Here is a 25,772-nt window from a genome sequence, read left to right as displayed (position 1 = left end):
TCACCCCGGGATCCGCGCGGACATGCTCCGCGCGATCTCGTCCAGCAGGGCGGCGGGCGCCTGGAGATAGCTCCAGTGCCCGCCGTCCAGCACGGTGTAGCGGGTCTCGCCGTAGGACTCCCAGCCGCCCATCTGCTCCGGGGGGATCTGCGTGTCGCCCGACCAGCCGATGGCGGTGATCGGGCAGGGCAGCTCCACCGGGTCGGTCTTGTCGAAGCGGCCGTAGGCGGCCACGTCCGCGCGCATGACGCCCGCGGCCATCTCCACCAGCTCGGGCAGCGGCTCGGCGCCGCGGGCCCGCATCAGGTCCGACACCAGCGCCCCGACCTGCTCCTCGTCCAGCTTGAGGATGCTCGGCCACGACGCCCGGTGCGGCGGGACCATCGAGGAGGCGAACAGGTGGCCGGGCAGCGGCCCGCCGCGCTCCATGAGCAGCAGCGTCGCCTCGTAGCCGATGAAGACCGTGCCGCAGTGGCTGATGAAGCCGAACGGCCGGTCCAGGTAGGGCTCCAGGCCCTCCAGCATCTGGGCCGCGACGGAGGCGTAACTGTCGAACAACGGCTCGCGCAGCCGGTTCTCCCGGCCGGGCAGCTGCACCGGGCACAGCTCGATCCCGTCCACCTCGGACGGCCACCCGTGGTACATCGACGCCCCCGCCCCCGGGTACGGCAGGCACCACAGCCGGGCCCGCGCCTCGGGGTCGGGGGTGCGCAGCAGCCAGGTGGGGCGGCTCTTCCTCCGCTTCCTCTCGGTCATCTCGTGCTTCCTTCCGCCCTGATGTTCCGGATGAGGGTCTCTGGTGTCGGCGCCTTCAGGAAGTCGCGCAGCCGGATCCGCACGCCGTAGCGGCTCCCGATCCGGTCGACGAGACGGGTGGCCGCCAGGGAGTCGCCGCCGGAGCGGATGAAGTGGTCGCCCAGCGCGCCGGGCGCGCCGAGCTCCTGCTCCCACAGCTCCAGCACCCCCGCGGTCACCGGGTCGGCGTCCGCGCCGGTCGCCGCGTCCGGGTGCGTCCCGTCCGCCCGGTCCGCCCGGTCCGCGTCCCGGCTCGTGTCCCGGCCCGCCGTCCCACCGGCGTCCCGCCCTGCCGTCCGGCCCGTGCCGGTGTCCGTGTCCCGCCCGGTGTCCGTGGCCCGCCGGTGCTCACCGCCGCCCCAGGCGGGGGCGGGCAGCGCGAGGCGGTCCACCTTGTTGCTGGAGTTCAGCGGCAGCCGCTCCATCGGCACCCACACGGTCGGCACCATCGGGCCGGGCAGCCTGGCGGCGGCGAACGCGCGCAGCTCCCCGCCCCCCGGGTTCCCGGTGCCCCCAGGGCTGTCCGGGTCGCGGTCGCGGGGGAGCGCGGTGTCGTGCACGACGTAGGCGCAGAGCCTCAGGTCGCCGCCCGGGCCCGGCACGCCCGTCACCACGCATTCGCGCACCGACGGATGGTCCAGCAGCACCGCCTCCACCTCCGCCGGTTCCACCCGGTGGCCGCGGATCTTGACCTGCTGGTCGACGCGGCCGTGGTGCTCCAGCCGCCCGTCCGGCCGCTCGCGCACCAGGTCCCCGGTCCGGTAGACGCGGCCGCCCCCGCCCGAGGGGTCGGGCAGGAAGCGCTCGGCGGTGCGGGCCGGCTCGCCCAGGTAGCCCCGGGCCAGCTCGGGCCCGGAGACGAACAGCTCGCCGACCTCGCCCCGGGCGACCGGTTCCAGCCCGGCGGTCAGCACGCCGGCGCCGACGTCCGGCCAGGGCCGCCCGATGGGGGGACGGGCGCGCCTGTCGGCCTCGCCGGCCGTGACCGAGGTGCAGCGGTCCTCCAGCGGGACCAGGCAGCTCGTCACGCCGTTGGCCTCGGCGGAGCCGTACTCCACCGCGACCTCGAACGGCAGGTCCGGCGAGGGCCACACGCGCACCGCGTCACTGCCGACCGTCATGAGCCGCAGCGCCGCCCGCCCGGGCCACGGCAGGCCGTACAGCAGCTCCGCCAGCGGCATGTTCACGTACGCGCGGGTGATGCCCGAGGCCACCATCCAGTCGCGCAGCTCGGGCGGCGAGCCCGCGGTCGCCGCGTCGGCGACGTGCACGCTCGCGCCGGAGCACAGGTAGGGCCACAGTTCCACCACCGACACCGACGAGGCCGGGGGAGCCAGCCAGCTGGACCGGTCGGCGGGGGTGATGCGGTACGCCTCGGCGTGGGTGGCGACCCGGTGGACGATCGCCCGGTGGGTCACCCCGACGAGCTTGGGACGGCCCGTCGACCCGGAGGTGTGCACCGCGTACGCCAGCTGGTCCTCGTGCACCGGGACGCCGGGGCCCTCCGCGGAGGGCTCGGCGCCACAGGGACCGTCGATCACCACGGGACAGCCGTCGAGGACCGCGGCGACGCGGTCCTTGGGCCAGGCGGGGTCGAGGAGCACCGCCGCGCCGCCGGCCTTGAAGACGGCCAGCAGCGCGACGAGCAGGTCCGGAGAGCGGTCCAGTCTCAGGGGGACCAGGGTCTCGGGGCCGACGCCGCGCCGCAGGAGCGACCGGGCGAGGCCGTTGGCACGGGCGTCGAGCTCCCGGTAGGTCAGCCGGACGGCCCCGGAGACCAGGGCCGTCCCGTTGGGGGCTCGCACCGCCCGTTCTTCGAACAACGTGTGGACGGCGGCCACCTGCTCCTCCGTTCAGCCGGCCTTGGCCTCGAGGACCCCGCGGGCGGGGATCTGGCCGGTGGCGACCTGGTTGAGGACGAGCCTGGCCCACTCCTCCACGCTGCGGTTCATCCGGCGGGCGGCGTCACGCCAGCACTGTTCCTGGTCGACCGGGACGTCGATGTGGATGACGGCCTTTTCCTTGGCGGCCTCGGCGGCCCGGCCCGACGCCGCGAGGGCGGCGGCACGGTGCGCCTTGATCTGGCTGCGCAGACGATTCCTGGACCAGTTGAAACGCTCCGCGCGGTCGAGCCACAGCGACTGCTCGTGCTCGGGAAGGGCCGCCACCTCCGCGTGGTGCTGGAGGCTGAGTTTATCCCGCCGGCGGGATACCGGAAATCGCCGCGCGACCCAGGCGTAGTTGCGCAGGGTCTGAATGTCCAGGGAACTCTCCTCCACGGCCCTCTTGTAACGGTCGGTGTATTCGTTCTCGCCGTAGACCAGCCAGTCACCGAGCCACCAGGAGGAGGAGTCGGCGATGAGGGAGATCTGGTGCCCGATGCGCCGCCACGTGTCGAAGGGGAGGCTCGACGGGAGCTGCAGGCCTGTCCGCCTCGGTTTCGCGGACGCGTCCAGAGCCAGCTTGGAGCCCTGAGGGGAGGGGGGGCGGGGGCTGGGGACGGGCTTTTTGTCGTTACAGGAGGGCGGAGCGTTACGGTTCGCCTCTCGGTGGGGGGAGAGCACCTGCATGCGACTGTTCCTCCGGATTTCTGTGCACTGGAGTGAGTCAGGCCGGTACCTTACCCGCCGTTTTCAAAAGCGCACTCTTGATCATGAGTAATTTTCGGATCGTCGTCCCAAGGTACAAAGGAATGGCGGGAGCAGGCCGTTGATCAGCTGATTCGCCAATCAGTATTGGCAAATTTTTTGTCCTGTGATATGCGCTCTCCCCGTTATTCGGTCCTACGGAATGGAATCGGTCGATGACTAATCGCAGCTTCCGGTCGGTGGGAGCGCGCACACTGCGCCGCACCCTGACCGCGTACGGACTCGCGGTCGTGCTGCCCGCCGCGCTGGCGCTTGTCATGCTGGGCCTCGACCCGGGCACGGCCACCGGCCCGGTCCCCGTCCCCTCGGTGAAGGCCGGACGGCCGGAGCAGGTCCCGGCCACACCCCTGCTGCTGCTGTCGATCACCGTGGTCGTCGCGATGGCCCATCTGGGAGGCGCGGTGTTCCGCAGGCTCGGCCAGCCCCGGGTGATCGGCGAGATGGCCGCGGGCATCGTGCTCGGGCCGTCGTTGCTCGGCGCGGTCTGGCCCGGCGCGCACGCCCTGCTCTTCCCCAGCGCCGTCATGCCGTACCTGAACCTCCTGGCACAGTTCGGGCTGGCCTTCTTCATGTTCCTGGTCGGGATGGAGCTGCGCGGGGACCTGCTGCGCGGCCGGGGCCGGATCGCGGTGCTGTGCGGGCAGGCGAGCGTGGCGATCCCGTTCGCGCTCGGGGTCGCATTGGCACTGCTGATCTACGTGCCGCTGGCGACCGCCCCGGTCGGCTTCCCGGTCTTCGCGTTGTTCATCGGGGCCGCGCTGAGCGTCACGGCCTTCCCCGTGCTCGCCAGGATCCTGCTGGAGCGCGACCTCTTCCACACCCCGACCGGGGCGCTGACCGTCACCTGCGCCGCCATCGCCGACGTGACCGCCTGGCTGCTGCTGGCCGTGGCGGTGACCATGGCCAAGGGCTCCTCGCCCGCCGAGGCGCTGCGCACGTTCGGCCTCACCCTCGCCTTCGCCGCCGTCATGGCCGGGGTGGTACGGCCGCTGCTGGCCCGGCTGCTGCGCCGGGGCCTCTCCCAGGAGGCGACGCTGCCCATCGTCATCGTGGGCCTGCTCGTCTCCGGCCTGCTGACCGAGCTGATCGGCATCCACCTGATCTTCGGGGCGTTCCTGTTCGGTGCGCTGTTCCCCCGCGACGGGGACGTGCGGCTGCGGCGGGTCCGCGAGCGCACCCAGGACTTCACCACGTCCTTCCTGCTGCCGCCGTTCTTCGCCTTCGTCGGGCTCAACACCCAGATCGGGCTGCTGAGCCGGGACCTGACGATGTGGAGCTGGTGCCTGCTGATCCTGGTGGTCGCCGTGGCGGGCAAGGTCGGCGGCGTGCTGGTCATCGCCAGGCCGATGGGCGTGCCGGGGCGGGAGGCCCTGCGGCTCGGGGTGCTGATGAACTGCCGGGGGGTGACCGAGCTGGTGATCCTGAGCATCGGGCTGAGCCTCGGCATCATCACCCAGGCGCTGTTCACGATGTTGGTGATCGTCGCGCTGGTCTCCACGGCCGCGACCGCGCCCCTGCTCGGGCTGCTGGACCGGTGGGACGCGCGGCGCGACCGCGAGGCGCCCGGGGGGCGGCCAGGGGAGAGCGGGGGGAACGCGGGGGACGAGGGGGACGAGGGGCCCGTGGACGCCGGGGACGCCGGGGAGGCGAAGATGGTGCGGCCCGTCTGACGGTGCCCGCCTGAAAGGGCGGCCCGCCTGACGGCGCGGCCCATCCGGTGGCGTGGCCCGCCTGAGCGACGGGACGCACCCCGCCGCCCAGACCGGCCTCAGGAGGCGCGGGGCAGTGCCGGCTCCGCGCCCAGCTCGCGGAGCTTGGCGCGGACCGCCTCGGGACTCTCCCCGGCGACGGTGAGCCGGGACGTGGCGAAGACCTCGGCGTCGGCGTCGGTGATCGGGGCCCCGGCGTAGGGCACCTCGCCGCTGAAGCGGACGGCCTGAAGGTGGTCGCGCAGCTCGGGCCGGGCGTGCAGGGAGAAGATCGGCAGCCGGGTGGCCATCGCGGCCAGCCGCATGGTGCCCGAGATCCGGGGGTTGATCTCCAGCAGGTGCACCTCGCCGTGCCCGGTCAGCAGGAACTCCACCTCCAGGTACCCGTGCGCCTCGGCCAGGTCGGCCAGCCGCTTGCCGACGGCCCGCAGCTTGCGCTCCCACGTGCCGCCGAGCCCCGGATCGGGGCACAGCCGCAGCCGCCGCCAGGGCGGTACCAGCTCCGGGCTGGTCGGCCCCTTCCACACCGGGGGGAACGTCGCCGTGCCGTGCTCGTCGCGGTAGACCAGCACCGAGTACTCGACGCCGTCGACGTACAGCTCGCCCAGCTCGTTGGGGGCCAGCCGGCACTCGCCCGCGCGGGCCAGCCGGGTGCCGACGCTCTGCGTGCCGTGCCGGTCCTTGACCACCACCCGGGCACCAGGAGACGGCTCCGGCAGCGCCTCGCCGGCCCGCGCCCAGGGTGGCGAGACCAGGCGGTAGCGGTCGAAGAACTCCTTCATCAGGATCTTGTCGCTGCCCAGCGAGGCGCACAGCCGCGACTGGCACTCGGCGTGGTGGCCCAGCTCGCGCAGCCGGAACGCCAGCAGCTGGTCGCGGCCGAGCGTCGTGTGACTGGAATGGAAGATCACGCTCGCCCGCGGGGCCCCGCCGATCGCGTCGAGCAGCGGGGCCACATCCAGGCGGGCGTCCTCACCGGTGAAGACGATCCGGTCCTGCGGCCCGAGTTCGACGAAGTGACCGAACCAGCTCTCCAGGCTGACGGGGGCGACGGCGTGGACGACGGGAAACGCTTGTCGGCTCATGGGATCACTCCGGAATCGACGCTGGAAACAGAAACGACGTTACGCGGTACGTGCCATCGAGAATGCGTCGTCGAACGCGTCCAGATACGCGCCCACCAGCGGCGAGTTCTCCTCCCAGAGAAAGTTCACCGGCAATTTCATCCAGCGGGCGAACAATTCCGCCGAACGCGGGAACGGGCGGTCGTTCACCGCGGCCGCGGCCCGGACCGCGGCGGCGACCTGTGGCGACCAGTCCGGCGCGGCGCCCTGGAAGAGCGGGAAGACGTGCAGCGGCCTGGTGGCCGGCGCGCGCACCTTCAGGCCGCGCGCCTGCCCGGCCGCCACCAGCTCGTCCCGGCTGAACGGGCACTCCGGCGTCACCTCGACGACACCGTCGTACCACGCGCCCATCGTGACGCCGTCCGCGACGGGGGAGGGGCGCACGCCCGGCAGCCTGCCGAGTCCCGCCGACAGGGCCGACATGTTGGTCACCCTGCGCTCCACCAGCTCGTCCAGGCGGTCGAGATGGCTCTGGGCCAGCACGGCCCCGGGCGTGGAGATGCGGAAGTTGCCGCCGAGGCCGGTCAGCAGGAACGGTTCGTAGCGGGCCGCGTCGATGGTCAGGTCGGTGCGGTGGCGGAAGTTCGTCAGCAGGCAGGCGCGGGCGAAGACGTCCTCGGAGTCGGTCAGCAGCATGCCGCCCATGCCTCCGGAGACCAGCTTCCTGCCGCCCACGCTGAAGACCGCGATGTCGCCCATGGAGCCGACGGGCCGGGAGCGGAAGGTGGAGCCGTGGGCGTGCGAGCAGTCCTCGACCAGGGCCAGCCCGTGCCGGGACGCCACCGCGCGCAGCGCGTCCATGTCGCAGCTGTGGCCCCACAGGTGGGTGACGGCGATCGCGACCGTGCGCGGGCCGACCAGCGCCTCCACGGCCGCGGGGTCCACGTTTCCGCTGGCGTCGCCCGCGTCGCACAGCACCGGCACCGCGCCAAGCAGGAACAGCGGCGAGGCCGTGCTGAAGAACGTGAGGTCCGGGACGATCACCTCGTCGCCGGGGCCGACGCCCAGCGCGAAGTAGGCGGCCAGCAGCCCCGCGGTGCCCGAGGTGAGCGCCAGCGCGTGGGTGCGGCCGTGCCGCTCGGCGAACGACCGCTCCAGCTCGGCCAGCTCGGAGCCGTAGTCGTAGTCGAACGTGCGTCCCCGCGTGATCAGCTCGGTGACCCGGGCCGCCACGCCGTCGTCGTAGACCGGCCACTCCAGGGGGTGCGCCGGTTCCGCGTGTCCCGGACGGCCCGTGGGCGGGCTCACCGGGTGCCCGTTCGCGAGTGGCCTCATGTGCTCGCCTCCTTGCGGGCCAGCAGCCTGGTCACCGCGTGGGTGTGCGGCTCCTCGTGGCCCTTGTGGGTGTGGGTGGAGTCGGTGTCGGTGGCCTCCAGCACGGTCCATCCGGCGTACCGGGCGAGGTACCAGTCGTGGTCGAGCAGGACCGGCATGCGCATCTCGCCGGCGGGAGGCCGGTAGGCGTGGCCGCGGTTGAACATCAGCAGCGCGTTGACCCCTCCGGGCCTGGTCGCGGCCTGCACCCTGGCGATGACGTCGGCGACCTGTTCCTCGTCCCGGAGCCAGTGCAGGACGCTGCACACCAGCACCCCGTCGAACGAGACGGGATCGAGGGGCGTGGCGCGCGCGTCGCCCCGGCGCCACTCGATCCCGCCGGCGTCGCCCCAGGCGCGCGCGCCGTTCTCCAGCGCGGCGGCCGACATGTCCATGGCCAGCACCCGCGCGCCGCGCTGGGCGAGCCGTACCGCGTTGCGTCCCTCGCCGCACCCCAGGTCGAGCACGGCGGGCGCGTCCGGGCCGGGTGGTCCCGGTGGCGGGCCGACGTCGTCGGGCGCCCCGGGCAGGTCGAGCGCGTCCCCCAGCGCGTCGGAGATCCGGTCGGGCCTGCGGCCCCACAGGCAGGCGGTCCTGGTGTACCTGGCGTCGCATCCGCCGTCGTCGTCGTAGCGGTCGGATCCTGTCAGTGGTCTCATCTGGCGGAGGCTAGGCGCGGCTCTGATCACCGTCAACGGGGGTGCAGGGCGCCCGGAGGCGTCGCGTGCCGCGGGGCCTGTGCGGGTACGAGCCGCAACTTGTCGCGCGCCCCGTCCACCGGGGTCGGGTACTCGCCGGTGATGCACCCCTCGCACAGGCCCTCGCCCGCGACGCTCCCGACCGTCTGCCGCATGCCCGCCACCGACAGGTGCGCCAGGCTCGTCGCGCCGATGATCCGGCACACCTCCTCCACCTCGCGCCCGGCCGCCACCAGCTCGCCCGTGTCGACGATGTCCACCCCGTAGTGGCAGGGCGCGACCAGCGGCGGGGCGGCGATGCGCACGTGCACCTCGCTCGCCCCGGACTCGCGCAGCAGGGTGACGATGCGCCGCATGGTGGACCCGCGCACGATCGAGTCGTCCACCACGACGACCCGGGCCCCGTCCACCGGCGAGCCGATGGAGAACTTGTTCCGCAGCTTGCGCTCGCGCCGCCCCCGGTCGGGCTCGATGAACGTCCTGCCCACCTGCTCGTTGCGGACCAGCGTCCCGGCCAGCGGCAGCCCGGCCGCGCGGGCGTACCCCCGGGCGGCCGGCACGCCCGAGGCGGGGACGGCCACGACCAGGTCGGCGTCCACGGGCGACTCCATCGCCAGCCGCTCGCCGAACGCCACCCGCGTCGCACCGGTCCGCACCCCGCCGATCCGGGAGTCCTGCCTGGTCAGGTAGAGGTGCTCGAACACGCAGGAGGCGCGCGGGGCCGGCTCGGCCACCCGGTAGGCCCCCTCCAGGCGGCCGTCGCGCAGGATCAGCAGCTCGCCGGGCTCCACCTCCCGCTGCTCGGAGCAGCCGAGCGCGTCGAGCGCGCAGGTCTCCGAGGCGACGGCGGCCCTGCCCGGGGCGAACCCCGCCACCAGCGGGCGCAGGCCGTGCGGGTCCCGGAAGGCGAGCAGGCGGTCGCCCGCGGCGCAGACCACCGCGTACCCGCCCCGCAGCACCCGCACGGCCCGCGCCACCGCGGCCACGACCCGGCCGGACGCCCCCGACGCCCCCGACGCCCCCGACGCCTCGGACGCCCCGGTCCCGCTGCCCCCGGTCCCCTCGGCGGCTGCGATCCCGTCCCGGCGGGAGCCCGTGCCGGCGAGCAGGGCGAGGATGACCTCGGAGTCGCTGGTCGACCGGAACGCGTACCCCTCACGGCCGAGCAGGACGCGCAGCGCGGCGGCGTTGGTGAGGTCGCCGTTGTGGGCCAGCGCGATGTGCCCCGCCTCGTGGACGAAGGGCTGGGAGTTCTCCAGCAGCGTGGCGCCGGTGGTGGAGTAGCGGGTGTGGGCGACGGCCACGCCCCCCGCGGGCCCGCCGGGGAGGTCGTCGCAGCCGGAGCGGGAGGCGAACCCGAGCGCCCGCCGGACCCGCACGCCCCCCGGCCCGGCCACCGCGACCCCCCACGACTCCTGGCCGCGGTGCTGCAGGGTGACGAGCCCGTCGAACGCCGGCCGTGCGGCGGCTCCATCGAGAACGGATACGCCGGTTATTCCACACATAGCTCCCCTTCAAAACCCTAACATTTCGCGAAAAGTACGTTAAATGGCTTCTGCTCGACCATGGCATTGTTCGTAGGTGCGACACGTGAATGACGAATGACGCGAAGGAGATTCCGATGACCACGTCCGCGGGGTCCACCGAGACCGCTAAGGCCGCCGAGTACACGGTGGTGCGCAATCACGAGGAGCAGTACTCCATCTGGTGGGCCGATCGTGACATTCCCGAGGGCTGGCGGAGCGTCGGCCACAGCGGCACCCGCGAGGAGTGCCTGGCCCACATCGAGGAGGTCTGGACGGACATGCGTCCCTTGAGCCTGCGCCGGTGGATGGACGGCACGGACGGCACCGACGGCGAGCGGTCCTGACCCGCCAGAGCACCGACGAACGGTCCCGGAGGAACGGGCCCTTGAAGGAGGAGCCGATGGACACGATCCAGGAGCACGACGCGCACCTGGTCGTCGAGGAGTGGAACCGCACCGAGCTGGCCCACGAGCCGGCGACCGTCGTCGAACGGTTCGCCGCCCAGGTCGCCAGGTCGCCCGCTGCCACGGCGCTGACGGACGAGGAGGGCACGACCCTCACCTACGACGAGGTCCGCCGCGCGGCCAACCGCCTGGCCGGGCACCTGCTCGGCCTCGGCCTGCGCCGCGAGGACCGCTGCGCCATCTACCAGCGCCGTTCGGCGAGCATGGTCGTGTCCATGTTCGGCACGCTCGCCGCGGGCGGCGCGTACGTCCCGGTCGACGAGGGCAACCCGCCCGAGCGGCTGGAGGCGATCCTGCGCGACTCCGGCACCTCGGTGGTGCTGGCCGACTCCACCACCGAGGCCGACGTGCCGCCGGGCCCGTGGTTCGTGGTCAACGTCGACCGCCACCCGGGAGGCGACGAGAGCGATCCCGGGGTGCCGCTGCACCCGGCCAACCTCGCCTACGTCATGTACACCTCCGGCAGTACCGGGGCGCCCAAGGGCGTCCTCATCGAGCACCGCGCGGTCACCGCGTTCGTCCGCGGCGCCCAGCACCTGTACGGGCTCTCGCCGCGCGACCGCTTCGTGCAGTTCTCCTCGATCGCCTTTGACGTCTCCACCTTCGACGCCTTCGGTGCGCTGCTGTCGGGAGCCTCCCTGCACGTCGCCTCCACCGAGACCCGCACCTCGTCCGAGCGCTTCCGCGACCTGCTGCGCGAGCGGCGGATCTCCGTCTACATGGGCACCCCGGGCATGCTGCGGCTGCTGGAGCCCGGGGACTTCCCCGACCTGCGGGTCGTCGCCGTCGGCGGCGAGAGCTACTCGGGGGAGTTCACCACCCGCTGGGCGTCCGGGCGCAGGTTCGTCAACAGCTACGGGCCCACCGAGACCACCGTCGGCGTCATCACCCAGGACTGCGAGGGCACCTGGGACACCTCGCCGCCCATCGGCCGCGCGATGCCCAACCACCGGGCGTACGCGCTGGACGAGGCGATGCGTCCCGTCCCGATCGGCACGGTCGGCGAGCTCTACGTCGGCGGCCCCGGACTCGGGCGCGGCTACCTGGGCCGGCCCGGCACGAGCGCGCTCTCCTTCGTGCCCGACCCCTTCGCCGCCACGCCCGGCGAGCGGCTCTATCGCACCGGTGACCTGGTGCGCTGGACACCCGAGGGCGAGCTGGTCTTCGTCGGGAGGGTCGACCGGCAGGTCAAGGTCCGCGGCGTCCGCGTCGAGCTGGAGGAGATCGAGTCGACCCTCTGCCGGCATCCGGAGATCGCGCACGCGACGGTCGAGACGGAGGCGCGCGACGACGGCGACGCCCGCCTGATCGCCTATGTCGTGCCCACCGCCGAGGAGCCGCCCTCGGTGACCGAGCTGCGCGAGACCGCGGCCCGGTGGCTGACGGCCCCGCTGGTGCCCAACGAGTTCGTCCCCGTCCCCGAGATCCCGCTCACCCCGGCCGGGAAGGTCGACCGCGACGCCCTGGCCGAGGTCAGGACGGAACGCGCCGGGACGGCGACCGGCACCCCCGGCCAGGCCGATCCCGGCACGGCCGGCGGGATCGACGGGACCGACGGGACTGACGAGGCCGAGTGGACGCCGACCAGGCGCAGGGTGGCCGAGGAGATCGTGCGCCCGCTGCTGGGGGTGGACTCCATCGGCCCGCACGACCACTTCTTCGAGCTGGGCGGCACCAGCATCCAGGTCATCCAGCTCCTCGGCCGGGTGCGCACCACCTTCGGCATCGAGGTGCCGGTCGCCGACTTCTTCGACCGGCCCACCGTCGCCGGGGTCGCGGACGCCGTCGACTCCGAGGTCCGCTCCGACATCAAGGACATCGTCCGCGAGGGCTGGGACGACATCGCCGGCCGCTACGCCTCCTTCCAGTCGGAGTTCTCCGACGCCCCCCGCATGACGTGGACGAACACCCTGCTGGGGATGCTCCCCGAGCGGGGCGCCTCCGTGCTGGAACTGGGCGTCGGAGGCGGCCACGATTCGTCGCGCCTGGTGGCCGAGGCGCACGACCTCACCGCCGTCGACATCTCCGCCGAGCAGCTCAAGCTCGCCGAGAAGACCCTGCCCGGCGCGACGCTCGTCCAGGCCGACATGGCCGAGGCGGAGTTCCCCGAGGCCTCCTTCGACGCCGTGGTGTCCATCTACACCCTCACCCACCTGCCGCGCGAGGAGCTGCCCGCGCTGCTGGGCGGCATCGCCCGCTGGTTGAAGCCGGGCGGTCTGCTGCTGGCGACGCTGATGACCGAGGACATCCCCGGCGCGGTGGAGGAGTGGTTCGGCTCGACCATGTTCTTCTCCGGCTTCCCCACCGAGGAGAACCTGCGCCTGCTGCGCGAGGCGGGCCTGGTCCCCGAGCGCGACGAGGTGGTGGCGCAGCGCACGCCGCTGGGCGAGTCGCGCTTCCTCTGGGTGATCGCCAGGAGGACGGAGGCGTCGTCGTGACCGGCCTGCCCGTGCGCACGGCCCCGCTGTCCTACCTGCAGGAGCAGCTCTGGTTCGTCGAGCAGGACGACCCGGGCAACGGCTCGTACAACGAGCTGAAGGTGCTGGTGCTGGACGGGACGCTCGACGCCGGCAGGCTCGCGCGGGCACTGGGACGGGTGGTGGCGCGGCACGACGTGCTGCGCACCACCTTCGTCTACCAGGGCACCGATCCGGTCCAGGCGGTCCGGGAGGAGGGGCCGGTGCTGCGGGAGGCCTCCGTCGGCGGCGAGCAGGCGCTGATGGAGTACGCCCGCGAGGTCGCCGAGGCCCCCTACGACCTGGCCGCGGGACCGCTGCTACGCGTCTCGCTCGTCACGCTGGGCTCCGGCCGGCAGGCGCTCGTTCTGGGCGTGCACCACATCATCAGCGACGGGTTCTCGATGAACCTGCTGCTGGAGGAGCTGGACATCGCCTACCGCAGCGAGCCGGCCGGTCCACCGGGTCCCGCGCGCGGCGACGCGACGGGTGACACGGAAGGTGGCACAAAGGATGACGCGGGGGAGGGCTCGCGCGGCGACCCGCTGGGCGGCCCCCCCGCCCAGTACGGCGACTTCGCCCGCTGGCAGCGCGCCCAGTTCGCCGGTGGCCGCCTGGCCGCCGACGTCGACCACTGGCGCGAGGCCCTCGACGGCGCGCCCACCGTACTGGAACTGCCCGCCGACCGGCCCCGGCCGAGGCGGCGGAGCAGCGTCGGCAGGCGCGAGCGCTTCCCGCTCGCGCCCGAGCTGACCGGCCCGCTCGGCGAGGTCGCCGAGCGGGTCGGCGGCACCCTGTTCACCGTGCTGCTGGCGGCCTTCGCCGCGACCCTCTACCGCTACACCGGCCGCGGCGACATGGTGCTGGGCACCGGCGCGCCCGGCCGTCCCGGGCGCGAGTTCGACCGTGCCCTCGGCTTCTTCGCCAACATCGTGCCCGTACGGCTGCGCCCGGCGGGCGACCTGCCCTTCACCGAGCTGGCCGACGCGGCCAGCGAGGCGGCCTTCGACGCCTTCGACCACCAGTACGTGCCGTTCGAGAAGCTCGTGGAGTTCCTGCAGCCCGAGCGCGACGCCGGGCACACCCCTCTCGTGCAGGTCGTCTTCACCATGTGGGACGCCGGCGCGGCCGAGCGCTCCATCGGCGGCGTGCCCGCCACCGAGGCCGAGGCGACCCGCGGCCGGTCCCGGTTCGACGTCGCGGTGGAGGCCGTGCGGCGCGGCGACCGGGTCGACTTCTTCGTCGAGTACGACGACGCCCTGTTCGACGAGGCCACGATCGCCCGCGTGATGCGCCACTACGACCGGGTGCTGCGGGCGGTCGCCGAGGATCCCTCCCGGACCCTGGCGGAGATCCCGATGATCTCCCCGGAGGAGCTGGCCACCCTCACCCAGGGCGACGTGACCGTGGTCGACCACGACGGCAACGTGCTCCCCGCCGGGGCCGTCGGCCAGCTGGTCCGCCACGCCGGGACCGCGGGCCCGACCGGCCGCCTGGCCACCCGCAGGCCCGACGGGCGGGTGGTCGAACGCGGGCGCGAGGACCGGCTCGTCGGCCTGGGCTCCTTCCAGGTGCAGCTGGAGGACGTCGAGGAGGTCCTGCGCGCCCATCCGGCCGTACGCGACGCCGCCGTCGTGGCGGTCGAGGGCGGCGCCGGGCGTGAGCTGGTCGCCTACGCCGTCGCCGACGAGCCGCGGCCCGAGGCGCTGCGCGCCGTCCTGGCCGAGCGGCTGCCGCAGTACATGGTGCCCGCGGTCGTCGTACCGGTGGACCGGATCCCGCGCGGCGAGGACGGGCGGGTCGAGACCGCCCTGCTGCCCGACGCGGGGGAGCGCGAGGAGCGGGCCGAGCTGCCCGCCCTGGAGGCGGCGCTCTGCGTGATCTGGGCGCGCGTCATGAACCTCGACGAGGTGGAGCCGGACGACGACTTCTTCGCCCTGGGCGGCCACTCGATGCTGGCGGCCCGGCTGGTGCGCGAGATCGCCTCCGTGCTCGCCGTGCGCGTCCCGCTGATGGCCCTGTTCGAACACTGCACGCCCGCCGACCTGGCCGGCTACATGGCCGCCAAGCACCCCGCGCTGGAGCACACCCTCGCCGACGCCGGGCACGCCCGCGCCTCCGGGGAGGCCGGACGGGCCAGGCGGGACGGGCAGGGCGGCAGGGCAGGCGCCGTCAGTGACGAGAGCGGCGACGACGGCGGCAGGGACGGCGATCCGGTCACCTGCGCGCTGTCCACCGCGCAGCTGCAGATCTGGATCAACGAGCAGCTCGCGGGTGGCGACGCCCGGGACTTCATCGCCGCCGTCACCTACCGGGTGCGCGGCCCGCTCGACGTGGACGCCCTGCGCGGCGCGTTCGACACCCTGGTCGCCCGGCACGACAACCTCCGCGCCCGCGTGGCGCTCGTGGGCGACGTGCCGGTGCTGCGCTTCGACCCCGGCGTACGCGTCGAGCTTCCCGTCGAGGACCTCACCGGCCTGCCCGAGGACGACCGCGCGCCCGAGGCGGCCCGGCGCGCCGCGCGCGACGCCGACGCCGGCTTCGACCTGTCCGTCGCGCCGCTGGTGCGCGCCACCCTCTACCGGCTCGGCGACGACGACCACGTCCTCGCCCTCGTCCAGCACCACCTGGTCACCGACGGCGTGTCGATCGGCCTGCTCGTGGGCGAGCTGGGCCGCCTGTACTCCGACCGGGAGGCCGCGCCCGCCGCGCCGCACCTGCGTTTCGCCGACTACGTGGCCTGGGAGCAGGCCTGGCTCGGCGGCCCGGAGGCGGCGGCGTCGGAACGGTTCTGGCGGGAGCGGCTGCGCGGCGCGCCCGAGCTGGTCCTGCCCAGGACGCGCGAGGGGCGTCGCGAGAGCCGCGACACCGAGATGATCGCCCACCGCCTGCCGCCCGCCGAGTCACGGCGGCTGCTCGCGCTGGCACGGCAGAGCAGGGCCACCCCCTACATGCTGGTGACGGCGGCGTTCGCGGCGATGCTGGCGCAGTGGAGCGGCCAGGACGACGTGGTCATCGGCACCACCGTGGACAACCGGCCGCTGCCCGGCCTGGAGGGCGTGGTCGGCTGCTTCGTCAACATGGTGGCGCTGCGCCTGGACTGCGGTGGCGACCCCACCTTCGCCGAGCTGACCGGACGGGTGCGCAGGACCGTGCTGGAGGCGTACGCGCACCAGAGCACCCCGTTCAACGAGGTGGTGCGGGCGCTGAGGATCCATCCCGACCCGCGCAGGATGCCGCTGTTCCAGGTGACCTCCGACTGGGCGGGCGACGGGCCCGCGGTCCCGGACCTGGCCGGGTGCGAGGTCGGGTTCGACTACGTGCACACCAGGGCCAACCGCTACGAGCTGGAGATGTACGCCGGCATGGCCGGGGAGCAGGTCGTGCTCGACCTGGAGTACGCGATCGAGCTGTGGGACCGCAAGGAGGCCGAGGACCGCCTCGCCAGGGTGGCCGCGCTGCTCACCCGCGCGGTGGCCGATCCCGACGCCAGGCTCTCGGAGCTGCTCGCCTGACCGGCAGGGAGACCCGTGCCCGTACGGAAAGTCCTCGTCCTGCCGGGATGCCTGCGTCGCGGGCGCCCGGCGGGAGGGGCCGACCGGTGGACGTGCACGCACGAAGGACGGAGAGTGACGACATGACGGACACCACGGGCGACTCCCCGGACGGCACGAGCGCGGTCCAGGCCGGCCCGGCGCGCGGGCAGGGCCGGTCCGGACGTCTCGTCCGTGCCGTGACGGCCGCCGCGCTCGCACCGGTCGCCGCCGCGGCCCTGGCCGCCCCCGCGGTCGCCGCACCCGGCAGCGCCACCGGGGGCGCCACCGGGGGCAAGGGACTGCGGTGGGAGGCGTGCGCCGGGGTGAGCTCGCCGGACCTGCGATGCGCACGGGTCACCGTCCCCCTCGACCACCGCCGCCCGCGCGGCCGCACCATCTCCGTCGTCGTCTCCCGGCTGCCCGCCACCGACCCGGCGCGGCGCCGGGGCGTTCTGCTCACCACCGGCGGCGGACCCGGCGGGCCGGGCGTCCCGCTGCCCGTGAGCCTCGCCCCGGCGCTGTCCGCCGAGGTCCGCGCCCGGTACGACCTGGTCGGGTTCGACATGAGATTCGTCGAGCGCAGCACGCCCATCGGCTGCGGGCAGCCCGGGGAGGAGCCCGGCGGGTTCTGGGTGCGTCCCGCGGCCCCCGGACGCTTCCCCGCCGAGGCCGCAGAGGCCCGGCGGTACGCCGAGGACTGCGTACGGGCCTCCGGCTGGGCCCTGCCGCACGCCACCACCGCGAACGCCGCCCGCGACATGGACCTCGTTCGCGCGGCCCTCGGCGAGGAGAAGATCTCCTACCTGGGCGGTTCGTACGCGGGACTGCTCGGCACCGTCTACGGCAGGCTGTTCCCGCACCGCGTGGACCGGTTCGTGCTGGACAGCCCGGTGAACGCCGACACGATCTGGCGGCCCTACGAGATGGGCCGCACCCCCGCGTTCGAGGAGGGAACGGTGGCCCTCGCCGCCTGGGCCGCCGGGCGGCACTCCGAATACGGCCTGGGGGAGACCACCGCACAGGTGCACGCCACGCTCACCGGGATCCTCGACCGGGCCACCCGGGCGCCCATCGTCATCGGCGGCCACGGCTGGACCGTCGGCGAGCTGGGTGCGCTGCTGGTGGCCGGGATCTACGACGAGCGCGCCTTCGGCGTCGTCGCCGCGGTCTTCGCCGCCGTCGCGGCCGGACGGGAGCCGTCCCTGCCGTTCCCCGTCCGCCCTCCGCGGCCCGAGGGGGTGCCCGGCGTGCCCGCCGGCCACTACACCGCCACCAACATCGCCTACCGCTGCGCCGACGCCCCGTGGCCGCGCGACCCGCGCGTCTACCTGCGCGACATCGCCTCCCAGCGGGACCGTCACCCGCTGTTCGGCCCGGTCAACGCCAATATCAACCCCTGCGCGTTCTGGCCGCGCGCCAAGGACGGGCCGGTGCGGCTCGACGGCACCCGCGCGCCGGCCGCCCTGGTCGTCGCGGCCCTGCGGGACGTGGCGGTGCCGCCGTCCGTGAGCAGGGCCGTGGCCGCGCGCATCCACGGATCACGCCTGGTCACGATCGACGCCCACACCCACGCCCCGTTCCCGCACCACGGGAACGCCTGCCTCAACGCCACGGTCACCCGCTACCTCACCACCGGTGAGCTGCCGGCCACCGACACCGCCTGCTGACCCCGCCGCCCGGCGCCTTCCATCGGTTCCGCCCGGTACGCGGAGCACCGGGCCAGGGGCGGACCGATCACCACATGCGATCATCGACCGTCATGGGCAAGCTGACATGGTTCCCACTGCCGTTCGGGCTCGTCGCGGTCGTCGTCGGCTTCTTCGCCGTCCGCGATGTGCACGGGCGCCTTCCCACCGCCCCCGCCGAGGCGAACGAGCACGTGGTGCCCCAGGCGGTCGCCGCCTTCATCCCCTTCGCCCAAGGGCGCCTGGTCCTGCTCGGGGCCTTCTTCGCCGCCGCCGCCCTGCTGTTCGGCGCCGTCGAGTTCGGACTGCACCACCGGCCCGCGGGCCTCGTGCTCGGGACGGGTTTCCTGAGCGCCGCCTACGTGGCCGCGATGCCGATCGTGTACGTCCTGAACCCGGTCACCGGCTACGACGAGTGGTTTCCCGAGCCGTCGGGCGGATACGCCCTGATGCCCTTCGACATGGGCGCGGTGTCGCCGCCGTGGTATCCGCCGCTGCTCGGCGTGATCCTCGCCACCGCCGCGATCGCCCAGCTCCTCGCGATGCGCGGCGTCGTGCGCCGGGACGCGGTCCTTCCACCTTCCCCGCGGAGCGCGTGGCTCCTCCTGCTTCCGTCGGCGTTCCTTCCGGCCTTCGCCGCGGCCAACCTCGTGTCCGACCGGATCGCCCGCGCCACGGTCCCTCCGGAATCCTTCTGGGAGGCCGGTTTCGCGCTGGAACTCATGGTGCGGGGGTGCGCCTTCGCCGCCGTGCCCGCCGTCGCCCTGGCCCTGTACGGGATCCTCCTGCGCAGGCACGGCGTTCGCTCGCGCACCCTGTTGCTCATCGGCGTCTTCACGGTCGTCCACCTGTTGACGCTGCTGCTCGTGGCCTGGGGCAACCTGCTGATGTACGCGAACGAGCAGTCAGGCTTCTCCGAGCACCTCCCCGGCTGGCGGGAGGAGGTCACCACCGGCATCCTCGGCGTCGCCGCCCTCGTGCAGATCGCCGCCCTTCCCCTGCTGGCCCGGCGCGGGAAGCCCCGGACGGCCGACGCCGAGCCGGGCCCGGGAGGCCCGGGTCCGAGGACCGTTCTTTGACGCCGCGGGCCTGCCGGTGCCCGGCACTCCCGTGAGCGAGATCTTCGCCGCCGGCCGGGGCCACCGGACGGGTCCGATCCCGGCCGGTTCCATGTCACCCACGCCGCGATCCGCCGGCCTCCGGTCATGGGTCTCCGTGTCCCCCGTGCGGTCACCGTCCGGGGGATCGAGGCCGGAGGGGGATCACGGCCCGACCGGTGTGCCCGGACCGGCCCGTGCGGACCGGCCCGGACACGCGCCGGTCAGCGGCCGGTCCCGCCGGGCGACGCCGTACCGTTCCGCAGCAGGACGTTGCCCGCGATCCTGGGCTCGCACAGCCCTTCCGCGTCCGGGGTCCCGGCCACCACGGTGAAGCCGGTCGGCGCCAGCCGCAGTTCCATCACCGCGGCCCGCTCGGCGACGGGCAGCGCGGCGTAACGCGCCAGCAGTTCCTCGTCGTCGAACAGGTCGGCGTCCGACAGGAACACCGGGGAGGAGGGGTGACGGCGGCCCAGGTCCAGGATCTTGCCGCCCCCGTCCCAGTTGACGCCGTTCAGCGCGACCCAGCCGATCCCGTCGAGGCCCTCGAACAGCCGGGCCGCGTCACCGAAGCGGTGGGTGCGCATGACCGGGTGCAGGTAGGCGTCGGCGTCCAGCACGTCCTGGTCGCGCGGGTCCCCGGTGGCCGACGAGTGCGTGCCGTAGCGGCCCGCCGAACGGCCGAACCCCAGCCGGTGCACCACCGACAGGCCCTCCTCGCCGGTGTCGCCGCCCGACAGCAGCCGCACCAGCTCGCGGTCGATCAGCCGCTGGTGCTCGCCGAAGCTGTGGAACAGCCACAGGTACATCAGCCCGCCGGGTGCCAGCCGTTCGGCCAGCCAGGCCAGGCCCGCGCGGGGGTCGTCGAGGCAGTGCAGCACCCCGGTCATCACGATCAGGTCGTAGGGGCCCTCGAACCCGTCCCCGCCGATGGCGCCCTGCACCAGCTCCACGTTGGTCAGCCGGTTGCGGTCGCGCAGCTCCGCGGCCACGCCGAGCGACGACCGCGACAGGTCCATCCCGGTGAAACTCGCCTGCGGGTACTGCGAGGCGAGGCCGAGCAGCTGGTGGCCGGTGCCGCACCCGGCGTCCAGCACCCGCCTGCCCGCCAGGGTCTTGTCCTTGACGACCATGCCGATGCCGAGCGCCAGGTCGAGGATCAGGTCGTCGCCGACGGTCAGCGAGGGGCAGGGGTAGCGCTCGTACAGCTCCCTGACCTGTTCGACGGCGCTCACGGCGTGTCGATCTCGTCGTACGGGATCTCCTCCACCCGGCGCGCGAAGACCCAGTGGTGGCCCTCGATGTCCTCGGTGGTGTAGTTGCGGTCCCCGTAGAAGCGGGTGTCGGGCTTGTCGCGGATCACCGCTCCGGCCGCCTTGGCGCGCTCGTAGTGCTCGTCCACGTCGTCGACGAACACGTACAGGCTCTGGCGCAGCTCGCCCTCGCCCTGCGGCTCGTGCTTGCGGCCGTCGCCGGTCCCGGCCAGCTGCACGACGCCCTCGCCGAACGACAGCTCGGCGTGCACGATGTTCCCGTCGTCGTCGTTCAGCACCTTGCGCTTCTCGAATCCGTACGCCTCGATGAGCCATTCGATGGCCTTGTCGAGGTCGGCGTAGAAGATGACCGGGGTGATTCTCGGCATTCCGTCGGGTGGGGTGAGCATTTCTTCATCTCCCTCGATCGGTGACCTTGGAAACGTACGGGAACGCTACCTCGCATCCCGCCGGCGAGATGCCCGGGCGTTCATGGATCCGGTGTTCTGCTCGGATCATCCGCCCTCAAACGTCCCGCGGTTCTTTCACGTCCTCGGCAGGCGCAGCCCGCCGTCCAGCCGGACGACCGCCGCGTTGAGATAGCCCAGCTCGCACACGGCGCGGACGGCCCGCGCGAACTCGGCGGGCGTCCCGAGGCGGGGCGGAAAGACGATCTGCCGGACCAGCGGGCGCCGGAACTCCGGCGGGATCGCCGCGAACAGCGGGGTGTCGAACAGGCCGGGCGAGAGCGCGCACACCCGCACGCCGACCGAGGCGAGGTCGCGGGCGGCCGGCAGGGTCAGCGCCGCGACCGCGCCCTTGGAGGCGGCGTAGGCGACCTGACCGGCCTGGCCGTCGTCGGCGGCGGCCGAGGAGGTGTTGACGACCACGCCCCGCTCGCCGTCCTCCAGCGGCTCGGTCGCGGCCATCGCGACGGCGGCCAGGCGCATCACGTTGAACGTGCCGACCACGTTGACGGCCAGCGCGCGCTCGAAGGTCTCCAGGTCGTGCGGGCTGCCGTCCAGGCCGACCGTGCGGGCGGCGGGCGCGATCCCCGCGCAGCTCACCGCCACGCGCAGCGGTCCGGCGACCTCCGCGGCGACCCGCACGGCGTGCTCCACGGACTCCGCCCGGGTCACGTCGGTCTCCACGAACGTGCCGCCCGTCTCGGCGGCCACCTTCTCGCCCGTACGGGCGTCGAGGTCGGCCACGACCACGTGCGCCCCGGCCTCCGCCAGCTCGCGCGCGGTCGCCGCGCCCAGCCCCCCGCCGGCCCCGGAGACCAGCGCCGTCACACCTCGCAGCTCCATATCTGTTTCGCCGCCTTCGCGCAATAGAGGGCAAATGCCTTCGCTTATTCGGACATATCCTGACGCAAAATTATGCATTCACGCTGCACCCCACAGACGTGAGGAAAAGACGATGACGATTTCCAAGAGCGCGGACAATGTGCACGACCTGATCGCCCGCCGCAGGCGGGAGCGGGACCGCATCCCGCGACACGACGTTCCCGGCTCGGGGGTACCGGTCTCCTCAACGCAGGAGCGCATCTGGTTCGGCGAGAAGTTCAACCCGGGATTCGGGTTCTACCACGTGCCCGCCACGCTGCGCCTGCGCGGACCCCTTGACGCCGGAGCCCTCGACCGGGCGCTGTGCGAGGTGATCAGGCGCCACGAGGTCCTCCGCTCCACCGTCGAGGAGATCGACGGCATGCCCGTGCAGCGCGTCGGCGACGCGCCCGCCACCGTGCTGCGCTCCGTCGACCTGGCGGACGAGCCCGACCCCGAGGCCGAGGCCGCGCGGATGGCCGCCGACGACATCCTGGCGCCGTTCGACCTGCGTCACGGGCCCCTCCACCGGGCCCTGCTGCTCCGCCTGGGGGACGACGACCACGTCCTCGTGCTGACCTTCCACCACATCGTCTTCGACGACCCGTCCTTCGGCATCGTCGGACGCGAGGTCGAGGCCATCTACACCGGGTCGGCGAGCCCGCCCGAGCCGGTCCTGCAGTACACCGACTTCTCCGTCTGGCAGCGCGAGCGGCTGCGCACCGAACAGGTGCGCTCCCGCCTGGTCGACTACTGGCGCCGCACCCTCGACGGCGTGCCCCGCCTGCTCGACCTGCCCTCCGACCGGCCCCGCCCGCCCCACCGGAGCCGCGCGGGCCGCTTCCACCGCTCCCGGCTGCCCGGCGACGTCGTCGCGGCCGTGCGCGCCGTGGCGCGCGACGAGGGCACCACCCCGTTCACCGTGCTGCTGGCCGCCTACGGCGTACTGCTGTCGCGCTACGCCGACCAGGCCGACATCGTCACCGCCGTCCCCGCCGCGGGCCGCATCCGGCCCGAGCTGGAGGAGCTCGTCGGCTGCTTCATCAACATCATCTGCCTCCGCCTCGACCTGCGCGGCGAGCCCACCTTCCGCGAGCTGCTGCGCCGCGTGCGCCACGCCTCCGTCGAGGGACACGACCACGAGGAGATGCCGTTCGAGGAGCTCGTCCGCGAGCTGCACCCGCAGCGGCCGCAGAGCCACACGCCGCTGTTCCAGGCCGGGCTCGGGGTGCGCGACAACGACGGCGTCTTCCTGAACCTGCCGGGCGTGCGCGCCTCGGAGTTCGTGCCCGACGTCGAGGTGTCGCACTTCGACCTCATGGTCGACTTCAGCGTCGACGGCGACGGCATGGCGGGCCTGTGGGGCTACAACGACGACCTGTTCGACCCCGCCTCGATCGAGGTGATCGCCGAGCAGTTCACGCTCCTGGTCACCGAGGCCTGCACCCACCCCGACCGGCCCGTCATCGACCTCCCGCTGCCCGCCGCGCCGCGCCTGCCCGCCCCGCGGGACGGCGGCGCCGAGGGGGACGCCGCCGTCCTGGCCGAGCGGGTACAGCTCGCGCCGGACGCGCCCGCCGTCACCACACCGCAGGGCACGCTGACGTACGCCGAGCTCGACGCGCGTGCCGAGGCCCTGGCACCCGCCGTGCGCGCGGGCGCCGAACCGCCGTCGGCCGACAGCCCCGACCCCGTGGTCTGGTGGTACGCCCGCCTCAAGGCCGACCCCTCCGCGGCCGTCCCCGGGGGCGCCGCGCGGATCGCGGACCTGGCCTCGCGGATCGGCCTGGACGCCGCCGACACCGTGCTCACCTTCGCCCCGCCCTCCTCGGACGCCTTCGGCCAGGCCGCGCTGCTGGCCCTGCGGCACGGCGCGCGCCTGCTGGTCGCGCCGCCCGAGGCCGCCCGAGACGCCGGGCGGCCGGAGGCCCTCGCCGGGGACGCCACCGTCGTGCACGCCCCGCCGTCCGTCTGGCGGACGCTGCTGGAGCGCGACGGCCTGCCCCGGGACCGCCCGTTCACCGCGCTGTGCGATGCCGCCACCCCCCCGGGCCTCGCGAGGGACCTGGCCGCCAGGGTCCCGACCTGGACCCTGTACGGCGAGCGCTGGGCCGCGGCCCACCGCGTCGACCCGCTCGCCGAGCCCCGCAGGGGCGTGCCCCTCGGGGAACCGCTGGCCGGTGCCGCGATCGAGGTCGTCGACCGCGCGGGACGGCCCGCCGCGACCGGCGTCCCCGGCGAGATCCACATCGGCGGCACCGCCACGGGCGACCGCGGCCGGACCCTGGCCGACGGCTCGGTCGAACTGCTCGGCCGCTTCGACCGGATCTTCACCGTCGGCGGGTTCCGGGTGGACACCGACGAGGTGGCCCGCTCGCTGGCCGACCGGCCCGGCGTCGCCGAGGCCGCCGTGGACGTGCGCCACGAGCGGCTCGCCGCCTACGTCGTCGGACAGGACATCGACCCCAGGACGCTCACCGCGCACCTGCCCGAGTACCAGGTGCCCGCCTCCGTCACCGTCCTGGACGCCCTGCCCAGGACCGCCGCGGGGGACGTCGCCCACGACGAGCTGCCCAGCCCCGAGGCCCCCGGCGACGAGGGCGGTCACGTGCCGATCGCGGGCGGCACCGAGGAGGAGGTCGCCGGCATCTGGCGCGAGCTGCTCGGTGTGGAGGAGATCGGCGCCTCCGACGGGTTCCTCGACCTCGGCGGCCACTCGCTCACCCTGGCCCGGCTGAGCCTGCGCTACGAGGTGGCGTTCGGCGTCGAGGTGGAGCTGCCCGACCTGCTGCGTCACGCGACCGTCCGTGAACAGGCGGCACTGATCGACGAGCGCCGCGCCCAGGCCGGCCTCGCGGGAAAGGAGACGGCGTCATGACATCGGCGCTGACCAGGTCCTCTGCGGCCACGATCGAAGGGCCGCCGAGGACGCGGCTGGAATCGCTGACCGGGCTGCGATGGTTCGCCGCGTTCGGCGTGTTCTTCAGCCACGTCGCGATCCTGCTGCCCCTGCCCTACGTCAACGATCTGTTCATCCTCGGCACGGCCGGGGTGACGTTCTTCTTCGTCCTGTCCGGCTACGTCCTGACCTGGACGTTCTTCGACGACGACACCGCCCCGAAGTTCTACTGGCGCCGCTTCGCCAGGATCTGGCCGTCGTTGTTCATCACCACCGCCGCCGCGGTCGCGCTGCTCGTCGGCGGCCAGCTGTGGGCCACCGAGGGCGGCACCGCGCTGGTGTGGTGGACGGTCGCGACGCTGCTCATGGTGCAGGCCTGGTTCCCGTCGTCGTTCCAGAGCGACGCCGTGCCGCACACCGTCTCCTGGTCGCTGTCGTGCGAGGCGTTCTTCTACGCGGTCTTCCCCTTCGTGGTACGCCCGATCGTGCGGCGCACGCTGCGCCAGATGGTGATGATCGCCGCCGCGCTCATCGCGATCAGCATCGGCACACGCGTGTGGCTCTGGCTGGCCAACCCGCAGCTCACCGGGGAGAACTGGTTCACCTCCGACCTCTACTACTTCGCCACCCACTCGCCGATCTCGCGGGTCAGCGAGTTCGTGCTGGGCATCGTGATCGCCGCCGCGGTGCGCCGGGGCTGGCGCTGCCCGGTGGGACTGCGCACGGCGACCGCCGTCACGGTCGGCTACTTCGCGGCCCTGTGGGCCTGGTCGCTGTCGGGCGTCTGGCCGACCGCGCTGGCCGAGGCCGCCAACCGGGGCAGCATCGTGGTGTTCGCGCTGCTCATCGCAGCGGCGGCGACCAACGACCTGGCCGGCCGGCGCAGCGTGCTGAGCTCCCGCCCGCTGGTGGCGCTCGGCCAGTGGTCCTACGCCTTCTACCTCATCCACTTCCTGGTGCTCTTCCCGATGGCCAAGCACGCGTTCGGGCGGCAGTCGCTCTACGACTTCCCGCAGCCGACCTGGGCGCACCTGCCGTACGCACTGGCCGGCCTGGTGGTCAGCGTGCTGCTCTCCTGGGGCCTGTACCGGCTGTACGAGTACCCGATCGAGAAGAGGCTGCGGGCCCTGCTGCGTCGCGAGCCCAAGGTGGCCACCCCGGCACCGGGGGCGGAACCCTCCATGTGACCGGCGGGCCGAGGGCCGTCACGGTGACCGGGGGGGTCACCGTGACGGCCCTC

General features: G+C 73.6%; 18 protein-coding genes. 8 read left to right on the top strand and 10 right to left on the bottom strand.

Translation table 11 applies throughout. The annotated features are described in order from the left end of the window. The 3 genes from ABD832_RS02710 to ABD832_RS02700 are packed head-to-tail and all read right to left on the bottom strand — an operon-like array spanning window position 1 to window position 3,365. Window positions 1-756 carry a thioesterase II family protein gene (locus tag ABD832_RS02710; protein WP_344887722.1) on the bottom strand — a complete coding sequence of 252 codons (756 nt, stop codon included), beginning with the start codon at window positions 754-756 and terminating at the stop codon, window positions 1-3. Beyond that, entirely contained in the window at window positions 753-2,636 is a 1,884-nt protein-coding gene (locus ABD832_RS02705; RefSeq protein ID WP_344887719.1) for a non-ribosomal peptide synthetase, read from the bottom strand. The genes ABD832_RS02710 and ABD832_RS02705 overlap by 4 nt, the downstream gene beginning before the upstream one ends. Before the next feature lie 12 nt (window positions 2,637-2,648). Beyond that, the gene (locus ABD832_RS02700; protein WP_344887716.1) at window positions 2,649-3,365 is read right to left on the bottom strand and encodes an LmbU family transcriptional regulator; all 717 of its coding nucleotides are present in this window, start codon (window positions 3,363-3,365) and stop codon (window positions 2,649-2,651) included. Between the two features lie 233 nt (window positions 3,366-3,598). Here ABD832_RS02700 and ABD832_RS02695 point away from each other — a divergent pair, with 233 nt between their 5' ends. Next, on the top strand, window positions 3,599-5,113 hold the full coding sequence (locus tag ABD832_RS02695) for a cation:proton antiporter (protein ID WP_344887713.1): 1,515 nt from the start codon (window positions 3,599-3,601) through the stop codon (window positions 5,111-5,113). A 98-nt stretch (window positions 5,114-5,211) separates the two neighbouring features. Here ABD832_RS02695 and ABD832_RS02690 read toward each other — a convergent pair whose 3' ends face one another. From ABD832_RS02690 to purF, 4 genes are read right to left on the bottom strand one after another with little or no spacing between them, the layout of a single operon-like run. Then, on the bottom strand, window positions 5,212-6,237 hold the full coding sequence (locus ABD832_RS02690) for a hypothetical protein (protein ID WP_344887710.1): 1,026 nt from the start codon (window positions 6,235-6,237) through the stop codon (window positions 5,212-5,214). A gap of 39 nt (window positions 6,238-6,276) precedes the next feature. Then, complete coding sequence (locus ABD832_RS02685; protein ID WP_344887707.1) at window positions 6,277-7,551, bottom strand: DegT/DnrJ/EryC1/StrS family aminotransferase; 1,275 nt, start codon at window positions 7,549-7,551, stop codon at window positions 6,277-6,279. Continuing rightward, window positions 7,548-8,249, bottom strand: a complete 702-nt coding sequence (locus tag ABD832_RS02680; protein ID WP_344887704.1) for a class I SAM-dependent methyltransferase — start codon at window positions 8,247-8,249, stop codon at window positions 7,548-7,550. The genes ABD832_RS02685 and ABD832_RS02680 overlap by 4 nt, the downstream gene beginning before the upstream one ends. Window positions 8,250-8,281: 32 nt before the next feature. Next, window positions 8,282-9,793 carry an amidophosphoribosyltransferase gene (purF, locus tag ABD832_RS02675; protein ID WP_344887701.1) on the bottom strand — a complete coding sequence of 504 codons (1,512 nt, stop codon included), beginning with the start codon at window positions 9,791-9,793 and terminating at the stop codon, window positions 8,282-8,284. A gap of 116 nt (window positions 9,794-9,909) precedes the next feature. Between purF and ABD832_RS02670 the strand changes: the two genes are divergently transcribed. From ABD832_RS02670 to ABD832_RS02650, 5 genes are all read left to right on the top strand, one after another. Then, window positions 9,910-10,158 carry an MbtH family protein gene (locus tag ABD832_RS02670; RefSeq protein ID WP_344887698.1) on the top strand — a complete coding sequence of 83 codons (249 nt, stop codon included), beginning with the start codon at window positions 9,910-9,912 and terminating at the stop codon, window positions 10,156-10,158. 56 nt (window positions 10,159-10,214) lie between these two features. Beyond that, window positions 10,215-12,716, top strand: a complete 2,502-nt coding sequence (locus ABD832_RS02665) for a non-ribosomal peptide synthetase (RefSeq protein WP_344887695.1) — start codon at window positions 10,215-10,217, stop codon at window positions 12,714-12,716. Then, the gene (locus tag ABD832_RS02660) at window positions 12,713-16,249 is read left to right on the top strand and encodes a condensation domain-containing protein (RefSeq protein WP_344887692.1); all 3,537 of its coding nucleotides are present in this window, start codon (window positions 12,713-12,715) and stop codon (window positions 16,247-16,249) included. The genes ABD832_RS02665 and ABD832_RS02660 overlap by 4 nt, the downstream gene beginning before the upstream one ends. A gap of 122 nt (window positions 16,250-16,371) precedes the next feature. Next, the gene (locus tag ABD832_RS02655; protein ID WP_344887689.1) at window positions 16,372-17,937 is read left to right on the top strand and encodes an alpha/beta fold hydrolase; all 1,566 of its coding nucleotides are present in this window, start codon (window positions 16,372-16,374) and stop codon (window positions 17,935-17,937) included. 92 nt (window positions 17,938-18,029) lie between these two features. After that, window positions 18,030-19,034, top strand: a complete 1,005-nt coding sequence (locus ABD832_RS02650) for a hypothetical protein (protein ID WP_344887686.1) — start codon at window positions 18,030-18,032, stop codon at window positions 19,032-19,034. Between the two features lie 242 nt (window positions 19,035-19,276). Here ABD832_RS02650 and ABD832_RS02645 read toward each other — a convergent pair whose 3' ends face one another. The 3 genes from ABD832_RS02645 to ABD832_RS02635 all read right to left on the bottom strand — a co-directional run bounded on the left by ABD832_RS02645 (window position 19,277) and on the right by ABD832_RS02635 (window position 21,615). After that, on the bottom strand, window positions 19,277-20,287 hold the full coding sequence (locus tag ABD832_RS02645; protein ID WP_344887683.1) for a class I SAM-dependent methyltransferase: 1,011 nt from the start codon (window positions 20,285-20,287) through the stop codon (window positions 19,277-19,279). Further along, the gene (locus ABD832_RS02640; RefSeq protein WP_344887680.1) at window positions 20,284-20,715 is read right to left on the bottom strand and encodes a VOC family protein; all 432 of its coding nucleotides are present in this window, start codon (window positions 20,713-20,715) and stop codon (window positions 20,284-20,286) included. Before ABD832_RS02640 ends, ABD832_RS02645 begins: the two co-directional genes overlap by 4 nt. Window positions 20,716-20,850: 135 nt before the next feature. Next, complete coding sequence (locus tag ABD832_RS02635; RefSeq protein WP_344887677.1) at window positions 20,851-21,615, bottom strand: SDR family NAD(P)-dependent oxidoreductase; 765 nt, start codon at window positions 21,613-21,615, stop codon at window positions 20,851-20,853. Window positions 21,616-21,727: 112 nt separating this feature from the next. Between ABD832_RS02635 and ABD832_RS02630 the strand changes: the two genes are divergently transcribed. Both ABD832_RS02630 and ABD832_RS02625 read left to right on the top strand, forming a co-directional pair. Beyond that, window positions 21,728-24,511 (top strand): condensation domain-containing protein, encoded by a 2,784-nt coding sequence (locus ABD832_RS02630; protein ID WP_344887674.1) that lies wholly within the window; start codon window positions 21,728-21,730, stop codon window positions 24,509-24,511. Continuing rightward, a complete protein-coding gene (locus tag ABD832_RS02625) occupies window positions 24,508-25,719 on the top strand; it encodes an acyltransferase family protein (RefSeq protein ID WP_344887671.1) in 1,212 nt (403 codons plus the stop codon). Before ABD832_RS02630 ends, ABD832_RS02625 begins: the two co-directional genes overlap by 4 nt. Window positions 25,720-25,772 lie beyond the last annotated feature (53 nt).

The sequence above is a fragment of the Streptosporangium longisporum genome, assembly GCF_039534895.1.
Classification (GTDB): Bacteria; Actinomycetota; Actinomycetes; order Streptosporangiales; family Streptosporangiaceae; genus Streptosporangium; species Streptosporangium longisporum.
Note: the sequence above shows the minus strand (reverse complement) of the source record. Positions and strands in the feature narration are given on the sequence as shown.